Annotated in this window: 16 protein-coding genes and 1 tRNA gene; 11 read left to right on the forward strand and 6 right to left on the reverse strand. The window is 69.3% G+C overall.

Going from position 1 to position 13802, the window contains the following annotated elements:
* Window positions 1–778 precede the first annotated feature (778 nt).
* From ACIQR3_RS25480 to ACIQR3_RS25525, 10 genes are all read left to right on the forward strand, one after another.
* Complete coding sequence (locus tag ACIQR3_RS25480; RefSeq protein ID WP_403542790.1) at window positions 779–1405, forward strand: hypothetical protein; 627 nt, start codon at window positions 779–781, stop codon at window positions 1403–1405.
* A gap of 242 nt (window positions 1406–1647) precedes the next feature.
* Window positions 1648–1720 (forward strand) — tRNA-Cys (locus ACIQR3_RS25485).
* 107 nt (window positions 1721–1827) lie between these two features.
* Window positions 1828–2058 carry a hypothetical protein gene (locus ACIQR3_RS25490; RefSeq protein WP_403542792.1) on the forward strand — a complete coding sequence of 77 codons (231 nt, stop codon included), beginning with the start codon at window positions 1828–1830 and terminating at the stop codon, window positions 2056–2058.
* Between the two features lie 859 nt (window positions 2059–2917).
* Complete coding sequence (locus ACIQR3_RS25495) at window positions 2918–3316, forward strand: hypothetical protein (protein WP_403542794.1); 399 nt, start codon at window positions 2918–2920, stop codon at window positions 3314–3316.
* A 109-nt stretch (window positions 3317–3425) separates the two neighbouring features.
* A complete protein-coding gene (locus ACIQR3_RS25500) occupies window positions 3426–3593 on the forward strand; it encodes a hypothetical protein (RefSeq protein ID WP_356651084.1) in 168 nt (55 codons plus the stop codon).
* The gene (locus ACIQR3_RS25505) at window positions 3593–3808 is read left to right on the forward strand and encodes a hypothetical protein (protein WP_403542796.1); all 216 of its coding nucleotides are present in this window, start codon (window positions 3593–3595) and stop codon (window positions 3806–3808) included. Before ACIQR3_RS25500 ends, ACIQR3_RS25505 begins: the two co-directional genes overlap by 1 nt.
* Window positions 3809–4244: 436 nt before the next feature.
* Window positions 4245–4718, forward strand: a complete 474-nt coding sequence (locus ACIQR3_RS25510; RefSeq protein WP_403542797.1) for a hypothetical protein — start codon at window positions 4245–4247, stop codon at window positions 4716–4718.
* A 161-nt stretch (window positions 4719–4879) separates the two neighbouring features.
* A complete protein-coding gene (locus ACIQR3_RS25515; protein ID WP_403542799.1) occupies window positions 4880–5689 on the forward strand; it encodes a hypothetical protein in 810 nt (269 codons plus the stop codon).
* 7 nt (window positions 5690–5696) lie between these two features.
* Complete coding sequence (locus tag ACIQR3_RS25520; protein WP_403542800.1) at window positions 5697–5987, forward strand: DUF4262 domain-containing protein; 291 nt, start codon at window positions 5697–5699, stop codon at window positions 5985–5987.
* Window positions 5988–6029: 42 nt separating this feature from the next.
* Window positions 6030–6482 (forward strand): hypothetical protein, encoded by a 453-nt coding sequence (locus ACIQR3_RS25525; protein ID WP_403542801.1) that lies wholly within the window; start codon window positions 6030–6032, stop codon window positions 6480–6482.
* A gap of 223 nt (window positions 6483–6705) precedes the next feature.
* On the opposite strand, the gene ACIQR3_RS25530 is transcribed toward ACIQR3_RS25525, so the two are convergent.
* Together ACIQR3_RS25530 and ACIQR3_RS25535 are read right to left on the reverse strand one after the other, a co-directional pair.
* The gene (locus ACIQR3_RS25530) at window positions 6706–7545 is read right to left on the reverse strand and encodes a hypothetical protein (protein ID WP_403542802.1); all 840 of its coding nucleotides are present in this window, start codon (window positions 7543–7545) and stop codon (window positions 6706–6708) included.
* Between the two features lie 85 nt (window positions 7546–7630).
* A complete protein-coding gene (locus ACIQR3_RS25535; protein WP_403542804.1) occupies window positions 7631–8176 on the reverse strand; it encodes a hypothetical protein in 546 nt (181 codons plus the stop codon).
* A gap of 189 nt (window positions 8177–8365) precedes the next feature.
* Here ACIQR3_RS25535 and ACIQR3_RS25540 point away from each other — a divergent pair, with 189 nt between their 5' ends.
* Window positions 8366–9715, forward strand: a complete 1350-nt coding sequence (locus tag ACIQR3_RS25540; protein ID WP_403542805.1) for an XRE family transcriptional regulator — start codon at window positions 8366–8368, stop codon at window positions 9713–9715.
* Window positions 9716–9759: 44 nt separating this feature from the next.
* Here ACIQR3_RS25540 and ACIQR3_RS25545 read toward each other — a convergent pair whose 3' ends face one another.
* From ACIQR3_RS25545 to ACIQR3_RS25560, 4 genes are all read right to left on the reverse strand, one after another.
* The gene (locus ACIQR3_RS25545) at window positions 9760–10554 is read right to left on the reverse strand and encodes a GNAT family N-acetyltransferase (RefSeq protein ID WP_403542807.1); all 795 of its coding nucleotides are present in this window, start codon (window positions 10552–10554) and stop codon (window positions 9760–9762) included.
* 238 nt (window positions 10555–10792) lie between these two features.
* Window positions 10793–11119, reverse strand: a complete 327-nt coding sequence (locus ACIQR3_RS25550) for a WhiB family transcriptional regulator (RefSeq protein ID WP_392181007.1) — start codon at window positions 11117–11119, stop codon at window positions 10793–10795.
* Between the two features lie 155 nt (window positions 11120–11274).
* Window positions 11275–12282: a hypothetical protein gene (locus ACIQR3_RS25555; RefSeq protein ID WP_403542809.1), complete on the reverse strand. Its 1008-nt coding sequence runs from the start codon at window positions 12280–12282 to the stop codon at window positions 11275–11277.
* 659 nt (window positions 12283–12941) lie between these two features.
* Window positions 12942–13715 (reverse strand): GntR family transcriptional regulator, encoded by a 774-nt coding sequence (locus ACIQR3_RS25560; protein WP_403542811.1) that lies wholly within the window; start codon window positions 13713–13715, stop codon window positions 12942–12944.
* Window positions 13716–13802: the final 87 nt, after the last annotated feature.

The raw sequence follows: 13802 nt of genomic DNA on the forward strand, positions 1-13802 counted from the left end.
GGTTCCCTCGTGGTCCTGGCGGGCCTTTTCTGTGGTTTCTCGACGGGTTTTCAGGTTGTCCCGGTGGTGTTTCTCTGCGGGTGGTCCTGATTTCCCGTGCTGCCAGATAATTCTAGAGATTCAGGGCCCTGAATTCAAGTTGTGCGGCGGAAATTGACGGGGTGTCCGCTCTCCTGTGCCCGGGGGCTGCTCCGGCGGGGCCGGGGTGCCTCTGTGTGGGCTGTAGCAGCAGCCTACAGGGGTCATGGCGGTTGGGGAAGGGGTTCGGGTGTGATGGCCTCACGGGGCCCGGTACGGCTTTCCGGGGCGCGTGCGGGGGTGGCGTTAGATTCAGGGTTCGGGATTTGGCGGTGTGTTAGATCCGGTGCCCCCGGGGTGTTAGATCCGGGGCCGCTCCAATCGGCGCGTACGGGTGGGGCGTTAGATTCGCCGGTTGGGCGGGGGCGGGTTCCGGGGGTGGCGTTAGATTCGCGTTGCGGGATCGTCCGGGGGGTAGATCGGGGGTCGCGTGAAAGTGCGGTCGGGTGGCCGCTGGTGACCCTGGCGGGGTCGGGGTGAGCCGGGGGCGGGGTCCGGGGGTGGGTGTGGTCGGTCGCTGGGCGGGGCGGTCCCGTGGGGTGAGGTTTCTAGATGGGTGCGGGTTTGGTTGAGCGTGTGGGGGTGATCCCGTTCCGATGTTGCGTGTTCGCGCTTCGGTGTGTATTGTAGTTATCACGAGGTCGGGGGAACGAAGAACCGGCCGAGAAACCACCTACTGACCCTGTTGGAGGGGATCTTCATGTCCGGTACCCAGACGTTCACCACCCCGGCCGGTAACACCTACTCGTACGCCGTCGAGACGGGTGAGAACGGCGAGGCGATCTACGACCTGTCCCGCGTCCTCCAGGACGGGGTGTTCCCCATCGGCACGGTCGTGGTCCACCCGAACTGGGAGCTGTTCCCGAAGACCGAGGGTCTGCTGAACGTCCAGTTCGGCAAGGGCAGCGCCACCGACCGCCACGAGCGGACCGACGCCCCGAAGCTGGGCGACATGGAGCTGCCGTACGTGGTCGGCAGCCACCTGGTCAACCCGGCCGACCTGACCGCCGAGACGGACAACGGAGCCGCGCCGCTGCTCAAGTTCCGCAAGCGGATGCTGGGGGCCGCCTTCGAGACCAGCGCCCCGGCCGAGAACGCCAGCCCGGAGACCTTCGAGAAGGTCCGCGACCTCGTCACCGGCCTGATCACCACCTACCAGACCGACAAGGCCACCCCCGCCCGCCAGGCCACCTACACCAAGTTCCTCAACAAGCAGCGCGCCGAAGCCATCCAGGCCCAGATCAACAAGCTCGACGACAAGGCACAGGCACTCGCCTTCATGCGCGCCGAACTCGTCGAGAAGCTGAACGGCTACAACGCCGCCTAACCCCCCAACAACCCACGGGGCGGCCCCCAACCCCACCAAGAGGACACCAGACCAGGGCACGGGCGGCCCTCCGCCCCCCGGAGGGCCGTCCGTGCCCACCACAGCCCGGCCCCAGGCTCCCAGACCCCCTCCACCCGGGGGCCCGGGGCCGGGCCCTCAGATCCCCGGTCGGGAGTAACTCCCCCACGGTCGGGCCCCGTCAAGTGACGGAGGACCGACCACTGCTCCACGGCCGGGCCGGGGGTGCGGTAGCTCAACAGCAGAGAGCCCGCCCGCAAGGCGGAGATACAGGATGGAGACCTGTCCGCGCCCCCACCCCAGACCCTGAGCAGCCCCTGAGCACCGAGGTCCCACGCCGCTGGCCACGCCCCCTCCACAGCGGCCCGGGGCCGGACCCAACCACCACCAAGGAGCAGCACCTGATGGGCACAACCCTTGCTGACCTGTCGGCTGAGCACATCGGAAAGCTGGTAGAGGTCGACGATTCGCTCATGGTCGACTCCCAGACCGTGCTCTACACCGCCACCCGACGTGTGCGACTCCTCGACTTTCAGCAGCTCAACGGCGCCACGCGCCTTCTTGACGGGCGCGTTCCGCAGTGGCCGGCCTGGATCGAGTGGGCCGACTGGCGCACGTTTCGCGTATTGCACTAACCCGGCTAACCCCCACATCCCCTTCCGCTGGGGGTTGGGGCCGGCCATCAGGCCGGACAGGCTCCTGTAGCTCAGCAATGGACAGAGCGGCCGTAAAACGGAACGGCGTCATGGTGAGAGGTTGCGGATGCACCGGGACCGGGCCCTGGCCAGCCAAAAGCTGGGTCGTGCCACCCGCCCACAGCGCCGCCGCGCAGAGCCCGGCGCTCAGTACCATCCTGCGCTCCACCACGCCACCGTCCTTACTGACCGCTGTCCCGGGGTTTTCGCCCGACCTTGCGACGGTACGGGCCCGGCCGAGCCTCGGGCAGGGCGCCCACCTGCTGGCTTCGCGCGCCCCTCTCTGCCCTGTCACGCCGGGGACGAGGGTGGGCAGGCGGAAGTGCGGGGACGCAGACCCAGCGCACCGCTCGGATACGGGCACGCGCACGTCGCGGTGTAGGGACGGTGGCGCGGACCGGCCGCTCGCGCCCTCCGGTACCTGCCCGGCGGCACCGGGCCCCGAGGCGGACGGTCCCCGGTTGCCGTACAGGCTTGGGGCCGGATCGCTCCGCGCCTTGCACGGGAGCCGGAACTCGCATTGTTGCTTATTTTGTTTCCAATGTGTATTGTGGTTCTCGTAAGGCCGGGGAACCACAGAACCGGCCGATAAGCCACCCGACCAACAGGCCGCCGCCCGCGGCCTCGTCAAGGAAGTCGACCCGCCCCGGGTCACCGGCTGCATCTCCCTGTACGCCCCGAGCCACAGCAGGACAGCCCCTCCCCCAAAGGCAGTCCGCGCCCATCCACACCGCTCCGACGATCCTGAGAGCTCACCTTGTTCTATTTGATGAAATGCCCCTGCTGCGGCCGCCCGACCATGTTTCACGAGCTGGAACGCCACACCGCTCCGAGCATCCTGATCGACCCCGAGACGGGCTTGCCGCCCGGCGTATCTCCCGACGGCCACCGTGCGACCCCTTCACCAGCGGCCGCAGCCAGAGCCCGCAAGCAGCCCCTGTGCCAGCTGTGCCTCGATGACGTACAGGCCGGCGGCGAGGTGACCTTCGCCGTACGCCTGAAGGGTGAGCAGACCGCGGTGGCTCTCGCGCACGAGATGCCCCTCCTCGACGAAGAGGGCCGGGTGATGGCCGTCCGCTGTCCGTCCGCCGGGTGCGGAGCGGTTGTCGACCTGATCAGCGGCCAGCTGGAGGGCCACTCCGTGCGCGGCCAGAAGTGCCGGATGTCGGGCGTGCGGGTGGTGGTCGGTGAGGAGTGAAGCGTGAGCTGAGCAGCCTCACGTGGCTGATCTTCTATCCCTCTCGGGCGATGCCCGAGCCCCATCAGCCGCCCCCGCTCGTCGGGGCGCTAAGCAAGAGGACCGCGTCTTGAACACCAAACTCAGCCCCTCCGAACGGGCCGAGGTGGAAGAACTTCTCGAACGTTGGAACGAGGCCGTCGAAGGCGACAGTAACGACGCCGAGCACGAAATCGGCGTCGACATGTCGGAGCTCCTGTGGAGGCTGCACGGTGGTCTGTCCGTGCGTGAACTCTGATGGCCATCTTCCGCCCCGGCGAGGTCAACTGCAGCCACTGCAACGAACCAACTGGAATCCCGGCTGACGACTGGGCCGGAGAAACCCGTACCGAGGACGGCGAATATGTCGCCTCCGTCGACCCCTGTGTGCGCTGTGCGGTTCACACCTACGGCACCCTGACCCGCTGTCCCGACGACTGCCCCGACTGCGCCGAGAACGACGAAGAGGCGTAAAGCATCGGGGCGAATGCGGAGTTGATCTCAACATGAGTACCCCCGTCCCGGGAACCGGGGCAAAGAAGCGTCCCGCGAGGCGTCGCAAGGTCAAGAACGCTCGGACCGGCTCCGTGGGGAGCAAGATCCTGCCGGGCCGGTACAGCGACGAAGGCGAAAAAGGACCCTGGTTCCGCCGTCTGGTTCGCCGCGCTGAGACGCGTGACTGGCAGCGTGAGACATCGCGGCTCTGACGGTCACCGTTGACCAGGTCTTCTGCCGTCGCGCCGGAGAGCCGCCCACACGCCTCATGCCGCCGTACCCGTTCCCCGCAGGTGCCAGTGCGCCGGTTGAGCAGCCGAACGCGCTCTGCTTCACCTCTGCCTCCCGAAAATGCGCGGCCCTGCCTCCCCCTCTGCATGCGCGCCCGCCGTGGCGCTCGAACCTAGGAAGAAACGTGTCTGCTGATCTGCAGCTCCGTATCCATTCGGCTCCCGCCGCCGAACTCGTTCCGCTGCTCGACCTCATGCGGGAGCACGGACTCCGCGGTGAGTATGAGCGTGGCCCTGCCGAGGTCCTCACGCTGGGGCAGGTCTACCGCGCCCGGGAAGCCGTGCTGGGGCTCTGCGAGGAGGTCGCCACGCGGTTGGAGGAGGACGCCCCGAACGCGGTGTTCGAGCTGTGGCAGGACCCTCACTGGAGCGCCGACGGGCACTACCACGCGTACGTGCCGAAGTTCGGCCATTTCGAGGCTGGTTGTGATGCCGAGGGTGTTCCGCATGTCAGCGTGCATGACCTCATCCAGAGGCTGAGCAACAACCCGGAAGCGCCGCTCGGCGACTGGATGTCAGGTGAGGGAGCCGGCCTTCTCGGCGTCGCGGTGCTCGCCGTGGTGGGCGAGTACCGAGCGCAGCAGTCGTCCGGCTCCTGAGCCGGGACCTTCCCCCTGTATCCCCGTCGAGGCCGGATGGCCGGTGATGCATGCGGATGCGAAGCGCCGCCGCTCAGCGATCGCCCGAGGAATCGACGACGCACTCATCGGCCTGGCCCTCGTCGGCCTCCCCTACATCTCGATTCACTGGAGTACTGATCATGGCGGATATCCGCATGCGCTTCCTCGGGCATCCCTGGGAGCGAACCACCGTCTCTGCCGATTCGGGGGGACGTGAGGAAGTGTTCGTCGCCCTCTTCCTCAGGGCGATGGAGACCGTGCCGGAACTGCGCGCCTTGCCCGACGACCTGGGGGCGTACACCGTCCGCTGGGACGGTGACGAGGTGTCGATCTACCACCCGGACGTCGATCAGGTGCTCTTCCGCGCCCAGCTCGAACCCGAGTGCTCCGCGCAGGGGGGTGATCCGGTCAGGACGCGGCCGCCCGAGCTGTGGCGCGAGGAGCGCGCCGGCGGCTTCTACCCGGCTCCGGCGGTGCTGGCCGAGATCCCGGGTCTGTGGGGCACGGTCCTGGAGCCGCATGAGCACAGGGTGGTCCGGCTGCGGTACTTCTCCGCCTGGGGCCAGTGGTACGTCGTTGAGGTCGACGACGCGAGCGGCCAGGCCTACGGGTGGTCGTGCCTGGGCGGTGACCTGTCGCAGGGCCGGTGGGGCCTTATCGATCTTCCGGCTCTGGAATCGTGCCGTCCGGACGGCGATCCTTCTCAGCTGGTCGCTCGCGATCTGGATTTCACGCCCGACGTCGCGGCCAATGTTTTGCCGGAGGGCCGCCCTCACGATTCTTGCGGGGAAGCGGATTGCCCTGTGTGTCCGCCCGATTTCATGACGGAGTACGTTGCTCGGCTGCGATCCGTGCTCGCGGAGCACGGATTCGCCGTCCAGGCGGTTATGGCAGATGAGGGTTCTGCTGCCTATTGCTACACCGGGTCTGCACGAGTCTCTGGGGTATGAGTTCGTGATGGCCGGGCTGGACGTCAGGGCGATGCAGGGCGTGCTCCATAGCGTCGTCGAGCGGTTCGCCGGATCGTCTGGTCCGGTTGCCGGTGAGGTGCTGGACGGGCTGCTCGCGAACGGATTCCAACTGCTCATGCGCCCCGTGGAGTCCTTGGAGCCGTTCGCGATGCTGCGGGCGGTGTACGGCAGGGAGATCGCCGTGCCGTACTGGCAGGCCGTGTGGCCCGATCGTGACGGCATCTTTCCGACCGACGCCTCTTGCTCGCTTTCCCCGCGCATCCAGCCACTTCTTTAGCCCTACCTACTTTCGACACCATACGTTCTAGGAGGTATTTCTATGCGCCAGCCTGAACCAATGAATGCCGTTGCTGAGCTGCGACTCTTCCTGGATTTCGCCGTTCCTCTGTGCGGCGCTGACATCGCGTACAAGCTCCGGCAATGGGGCCACTCTCGTGAGCAGGCCGAAAACTGGCTGCGTGGTGAGGCCGAGCGCGCTGGCGGCAGCCTGGGCGAGAACGGTGACGTGTTGCAGTTCAGCGATGGTCGGCCTCGGTCGGGGCGCGCACAGGACCGTGTGGTCCGGACGGCGAGTGAGCTTGCTCGCGGTGTGGCGGCCGCGGCGCTGCTTGCCCAGTTGGAGGGGAAGCGCGGGGTCGAGGCCTTCGGTGGCTTCTACGGTGTCCCCGCAGGGCCCGCTGAGGTCGACACGGCGCGCGTCCAGGACGGGGAGGACGGTGCAGTCGGTGACGCCGCTCGCGGCACCTGTCCTGTGCGGAAGCCGGCCGCGTGAGCGCCTTGCGGCAGTCTCCGCACCGTGCTCGTCCTCGCTCCCTTGTCCTCCCGGCCGGGAAGTCGGGTCTGCGGGAATCCGTGCAGGCGCTCTCGGGGCACCGTTAGGCTCGCCGTGGCCCGTGCCGGAATGGAGTGTGCGGGACAGGCCCCGGTCCCCGTGACGGGACGCAGTACGGCCGGGGCCGCCACCCCCGGGCGCAGGTCGTGCGGTCGTCGGCGGCTCAGTCCAGGCGGGAGAAGTCGAGGTCCACCAGGATCTCCTTCAGGTCGACCTTCTCGTCGTGGCAGAAGCCCCGGAGCTCGTCCCACATCTCGTAAAGGCCCTCCAGAGCCCCGCTGAGCAGGGAAAGTTTCCCGCGGTCCTCGTCGAACTCCTCGTCGTGGAGGTAGACCATCTCCGCCTTCTGCAGCTCGCGTACGACGCTGAGCAGCGTCGTGCGGTCCGCCGAGAAGCGCCTCAGCACCAGTTCGAAGTCCGTGCTCTCCTCGTGCACCACGAGAGCGAGGACCTGTCGGGCCATCCTCGTGAGGCCGCCGAGACGCCGCGCAAAGCGGTTGACCAGTTCGAGGGTCTCCTGTTCGTCCTCCAGATCCTGGTTGGCGTCCTCCCAGGCGAAGAAGCGGCGCATGGTGGCGGCGGGCCGCACCAGGGAGCCATTGACCGTGTCGCGGAATTCGGCCTCGATGGCCTCGACCGTGTACCGGTACCTGGCCTCGTGCTTCTGTTTGACTGCCCGCAGGTATTCGACCGTGTAGTCGTGCCGGGTGACGCTGCTGTCGATCAGGTCGTGGTGCACCCCGCACAGCAGCATCAGGTTGCCGAAGTCCCGCAGCTGTTCGACGTCCTGGCCGTCCCATTCCTCGTGCCGGGCGCTGCCGGGCTCGGCACCGATGATGTGGGCGATCTTGCCGACCCAGGCGCCCTCCTCCGTGACCAGCCGCGTTGAGCAGTGCGGGTCGCCCCAGGCGCACTCGTTGCCGGAGAACGCCCACAGCCGGCGCGCGACGCCGGACATCGGCTCCTTGCGGTTCTTCTCGGAACCGTTCGTCCGCTTGGCCACAACCCGCCCCTTCCTGCGCCCTGCCGACAGCGCGCAGCGTAGTCCAGCTCGGTCAAGTGCGGCGGGCGTGCTGCGTGTCCGGCTGCTACCAGCGCAAGGTCGGCCGGGGGCGGGCGGTGAGTTCGGCCTGCTCTGCGACGGCAACGAGGCGGTCGGCGGTCTCTTGGCCGACCGTCTCGACGAGGCAGTCGAGGTTCGAGACGATCAGGAGCCAGGAACGGCGCGGCAGCAGGCTCAGGCGGGCGACGGCATCCGCGAGCGCTCCCGCCTCCAGGGCCATCATGGCCTGGACATCGGCCGAATCCGGCTTCAGCGGAACCTTGGCCTCGCGCACCAGGTCGACGGAGAGGGTCAGGTCGTCGATGACCGTGACCGCGGTGGTGTTCTCGATCATGCCGGGCTCGTAGCTGCGCCCGAGCTCGTGGGCCTGGTGGACGATGATGTTCTCCTCGCGATAGCCGGCGGCAAGGAGACGGCGCAGCCCGGCGTAGGCGGCGTAGGACTTGCCCGACCAGTGCGGACCCAGGAGGAGTAGGCGGGCGGTGTCGCCGGCCAGGATGGTGGAGCACCACTGGGCGATGGCGGGGTGGTCGGTCTCGGCATCGCTGAAGAGCGGGGGTACGACGGGCATCGGCCCAGCGTATGCGGCCGTGTAGCGGGCGGTCGTGCTGGGTCTGATGCCGGGCGCTCCTGGCTGTCCGGGGCTCGGGCCGGGACTGTTCTGGTGGGGGTGAACTTCGGGCGTTGTCGCCCGCCTCCGTGTCATGGCCGGGATGATGTGACACGTGCGGGGCCGCGGCGGCCGCAGGATGGGGGCAGGGTGAGCAGGTGGGGGAAGCATCAGGACCGGTTGGTGGTGCGGGCCGTCGACGTGCTGTCGGGTGTGCTGAGCGGAGCGGTTCCGGAACCGGCCCGCCGTGTCGTCGCCTCCCGGGCGTTGCTGGCCGTCGAGGAGTGCCTTTTCCCGATGCACGAGGAGTTGGTGCTGGCGGAGAACGCGGACGCGGCGGCTCAGAAGGCTACCGATGAGCAGTGGGCGGACGACGCTGCGGTGCGCCGGTGGGTGACCGAGACGCTGGCCGAGCACGCCTTGTCCTACAACGAGCTTCACGAGGTGTGGGAGGACGATCCGGAGTACGTCGAGCCCCGTGGGGAGCACCCGGTGTGGGCTCTGCTGGAGCTGTCCCCCTTCGTACGGCGTCTGCGGCTGTTGCAGGAGGCGGCCGCGATGACCTCGGTCGGCCTGGGCGGCGACGTCGGTGTCGGCGCGCACCAGATCGGGCACTGGGCGGCGGGCCGCTCCCGGCCTGGGGATCGTGAGCGGGAGGCGCTGGCGGGGGCGCTGGGTGTCCATCCGGCGTGGCTGCACGCTTCGCGCGACGAGCAGCCCGATGTGCAGCTGTACCGGTTCGCGTCCTGCCCGTGCGAGAAGCCGACCGCCATGGCGCGCCTCGGCCTGGGCCGGGAGGAGCCGAGTTGGTACGACAGCCCCGCCGAGCAGGATGCCGCCGTGCACTGGTGCGGCTGCGGGCAGGCCTGGGTGAAGGGCACGGCCGGGTGGCTGCTGCCGCTGCCTCCAGGGGAGGAGCCGACACCGTCCGGCGAGGGCTCGGTCGACCTCGGCCATCCCCTCAGCCGCGGACCTTCGGTGTCGCTCGACGAGCCGTGGCCGCGAGCGCTGTGGCAGCCCCCGGCCGGCAGGAAGGGCCGCACCCGCACCGCTTACCGGGTCCCCGAACTGCTCACCCGGGAGCCGCAGCCCCTGCCCGAACGGCCGGATGTCGCGCGCGTCGTCGTGCCGGAGCCGGTGTGGGGTGCCGGTCAGGCGGAGCGCATTGCCGCGAACGCGACGTGGTGCCGCATGTGCCGGGTCTTGGCCGGCGCGCCCGCGGGGGCGGCCGGCGGCCCGTGGGTTCTGCTGCACCGCAGCGAGCCGGGACGCGGACTGAGCACCTGGACCTACCCCACCGAGAAGGACGCCCTGCACCACGGTGCCCATCTGGCCATGACGTACCTGCAGCTGGACGACGGTCCCCTCGACCGCGTGGCGCTGGACCTGTTCACCGGCCAGGCGCACGCCCAGGTCATCGCCCGCTTCCTCGAACTGCAGCCGCAGACGACTCAGTTCGAGGTCGCCGAACTCGTCCCCATGCGCGCCGACGAGTTCTGAGTGCCGACGGAGCCCCCTGGCCGCGCCGGGTGGGCGGTCAGGCGTCAGCCGTCGGTCAGCCAGGCGATCCACGCGCCGTCCTGTGCCCGGCCCACGTGAAGGTCCGGCGTGTGATTGGCCACGCGGGCGCAGATCCGGCCGTAGGCGCCGTGGCGGGCAGGGCACAGCCGGGCCAGCTCCTCGGGAGTGAGCGCCGAAAGGTCGTCGGGAAGGTCCTGGCCGGCCGCGGTCGCGCGCGCCTGCGCGCCTCGGTGCCGCTCGACGGCGTCCCGGCGCTCGGCGAGCAGGCGCAACCAGCGCAGATCGCTGTCGTCCTGGCCGCCCGCGGGGGTGTAGAGGCACTGGCGGGCACCGTGCTCGTCGAGCTCGTCGACGACCGTCATGCCGATCGCTTCCAGCATGCGGCACGAGGAGCGGTTGGCCTTCTGAGTGACCGCGACCAGCGGACCACCGCCGGGGACGGCATCCGTCCACCAGCTGACGGCCGCGGCGACGGCCTCCCGGCCCAGCCCTTCGCCCCAGACGGCGGGGAGCAGCTGGTAGGAGATTTCGGCGCGGCCCTCGCACCGGTGGTCGGCGCCGATGGTCACCAGGCCGATCGGTTGCTGATCGGCGACGCGGACGACGGTCCACGCGCCGGCCGTCGTCGGGTAGGCGGCCTGCCGGGCGGCGATGCGCTCCTGCGTGACCGGACCGCCGAGGTACGCGCGGACTCGTTCGTCCGTCAGCAGTTCGTGCACGAGGAGTCCGTCTGTGTGGGTGACCGGCCGCAGGAGGAGATGGTCGGTGCGCAGCTCTGCGGGCCAGAGGCGGTTCAGGGCGGTGTCGACGGATTCCATGGGTGTCACCTTGACAGCCGGCGGCTCGGAGCGCGCCGGCATCGTCGGAGACAGGCGGCGGGTGACGGCAGTGGGCGGCTCCGCCACCCCAGCAGCGAGGTGATGTTCCGTACCGTTTTCGGCAGCACGGGCGTTCTCCACCTCGCCGACGTGACCGGCCCGGACGACCTCCCGAAGGCGTAGGGACGGAACTCGGTGGTGCAACCACAGCAACGGTGGCTGTGCGGAGCGGGGGTGATCACCCCGTGGCGTTCCAGGGCTGCTCGTCGTCGGACCGGACGATGCGCTCATGTTCTGATCGGGCCGCTTCGAGTAGGCGGCGCCAGGAAGTGACCAGCGGCCGGCGTCGCAGGAGGGAGCGCCGTTCACGCTCGGTCATGCCGCCCCAGACGCCGTGCTCGATGCGATTGTCGAGGGCATGCGCGAGGCACTCGGTGCGCACCGGGCAGCCGGTGCACAGAGCCTTGGCCCGGTTCTGGGCCGCGCCGTCGACGAAGAGCTCGTCCGGATCTGCGGTTCGGCAGATCGCGTGTTCGCCCCAGGTCTCCTGTTCATCCCCGACCATCTGGACGCCGTCCCTCCCCGGTCCGGCCTGCCGTTCCCCCGGCAGACGCAGTCCGGAAACCGTACGGCAAGCACGCAGGTCGTGGGGCCTCGCCCGTTACGGCAATCCCTTCGAGTGACGGCGGCCTTGACGACATCGCCGGCGCGGGGCTCGGCTCAACCGGTACCCGAGCAACCGGGCATGGGCGGCAATGAGGCTTCCCCGGTCAGAGCGCTGGTGCGCTGCCGGATCGCCGCGAACATCTGCGCGCGATTCTCTTTGATCGGGTAGTCGATCCGGTCGTAACGCAGTTGGAGGGCGGCGGTGCGATCCGGGGACTTCAGGAGGACCAGCCCGAGGCCTTCTCCGGGCGTCAGGTCGCGGTGGCCGCACAGCTCCAGCGGCAGACCGTGGTGCGGGTCGGTCAGGGCCTGGACCAGCTCGGCGCGGCGCAGGCCGGTGTCGGAGTCGTGTTCGAGCTGCAGGATCCACCACTCCCCAAGCCGTGCCTCGTGCCCGGTGACGACCTGGGGGACGGCGACCGTGTGAAGGAGTCCGAGGCGGCGCAGCAGGCCGCTGGGCAGCCAAGCGGCGTCGCGCCATGTGGACTCGTAGGCGATCGGCTGGCGTTCGTCGTCCCACTGCTTCTCGGAGGGGGTCCAGGTGTCGCCGGCCAGCCAGCAGGCTTCTCCGCCGTTGCTCTGGAACTGCTGGGCGAGGGCTGCCTCGGCCTTCTGGAATGCGCGGCGTGAGGGCCCGGTGAGCTGGATGCTGGTCGGCTGCCCGAGTCGGCGGAGCTCGATGCCGCGATCGGTGCGTGCGCAGATGCGGACGCCGTTGAGTCCGTAGATTTCGTCTCGTCCGGTGCGCATCGGTGCGCGGGAGGGCAGCAGGCCGCCCAGCAGGCTGTCGAGGCTGTCGTTGCTCTCCAGGTGGAGCCTGATGCTGTGCGGGGTCGGCTGCACGTAGCGGATGCCGAAGGGGTACTCGAAGAAGTGCCTCTGAGAGTTGAGGACCCAGTAGAACACCTCGGATTCGAGGAGGAGTTGCGCCTGCTGGGCCGGTGCCTGGATGAGGGGCGCGCCGGGCCGCAGGGCGGTGACGGCGTCACAGGCGGCTTGGCGGGGGGCGCCGGTGTAGAGGGCGTAGGTCCGGGCTCGGCTGCTGGTCTGGGTGGCCGACATGGCTTCAGGCACCTTTCGCTCAGCTCCGTCGGCCCGCGGAGCGTGAGGAACAGGCACTGGTGTGCGGTGTTGCGGTCGGTGGGGTACAGCTGATCGAAGCCGTGCTTCTTCGCCTCCGCCTTGAACCCGTGGGCCGAGGTTCGCGTGAGGAGCAGCAGACCGATGCCGCGCGACGCGACTGTAGTTGTCGGGCCCGGCCTGATGCGGGCGCCACGCCGGGGCGGGGCGCGGGTTACAGGGGGGACGCGGCTGGCTGGGGATCGTTGTGCTGGGCGAGTTGGCCGCGGGCGCCGGCTTCTTGTCGAAGTGCGGTCCTGAGGTGCCACAACGAGATAGCCGGCAGGAGGCCGCCGAGCCGGGCCACCGCCCTCAGTGCCTCAGCCGCCTGGGCCAGGAGCTCGGCGGCTGATCGCGCCTGCTCGGTACTCCGATCCCCGCTCAGGCGTTCTACGATCTCGTCCAGCATCTGTGCCAGCTCACCCGCTCCTGGGTCCTCTGGCACCTCAGCTCCCCACCACTGGACGGCAGCCTCCAGGGCCATGAAGCAGTCGGTGCGGTCGAGCGGTGGCGTGGTTCCTACGTCCCCGTGCATCACGATCCCCATCGTTCTCCGTCAGGGGCCCCGTCGGGGCAGGAACCGAGAATCGGCTGCTCTCGGGTCAGCCCCCGACGCGGGGTGGGAGGGGTTCCGAATGCGTTCGCACTGCGGTCGGCACGGGTATGCCGCGGCGCACGGCCTCGCGGGTGAGGGCGTCGAGCTGGGCACCAGCCGCGGTGTAAGCGTTGGCGGCGCGCGCGAGACGCCGCTCGGCGGCGGCCAGGTCTGCGGCGAGTTCTTCATCGGTTCGCGGCCGCCCGCGAAAGCCAGCTGGTGCTGAATGCTCCGCCTCACCAAGGTGCGGCTCGTGCTGCCGTGCGGAGCGGCGGATGAACACGCCCTTGCCCTTGACCGCGTAGACCAGACCCTCGCGTTTGAGCACGCGCACCGCGTTCTGTGCGGTCGAGTTGGCGATCCCGAAGCGGTCTTGGAGTTCCCGCGCGGAGGGAAGCCGCCCGCCCGGTTCGAAGCTGCCGGACTGAATCTGCACCCTGAGTAGGTCTGCCGTACGGACGTATGGGGGCCTGGGGTCGTGTTCCTCGTCGATTGCGTCGTTGGGGAGGGGGGACTCCGTCCGGGCCGCCAGCGGGAGGCCGGGGGGTGTGCTGCTGACGTAGCTGCCCCGACCAAGCACGGAGTAGACGATGCCTTCCTGCTTCAAGACCCGCAGCGCGTTTTGCACCGTCGAGCTGGAGACTCCGAAGCGCGCCTGAAGGACCCGCGCCGACGGCAGTCGGCTCCCGGGCGCGTACTCCCCCGTCTGGATCCCGGCGCGCAGCACCTCGGCCGCCTGGAGGTAGGGCGGCCTCGAGTCGTCTTCCAGCGGCAATGTCATGGGCGTAACCGTACGCAGCAGTGCTCTCCGCTCCGGGCTGAGGGCTGGCCCCCGCGGCCGTCTGGCCAGGGAAAACAAGTCGAATAC

Origin of the sequence: Streptomyces sp. NPDC090994, assembly GCF_044768905.1 — a bacterium.
Taxonomy (GTDB): domain Bacteria; phylum Actinomycetota; class Actinomycetes; order Streptomycetales; family Streptomycetaceae; genus Streptomyces.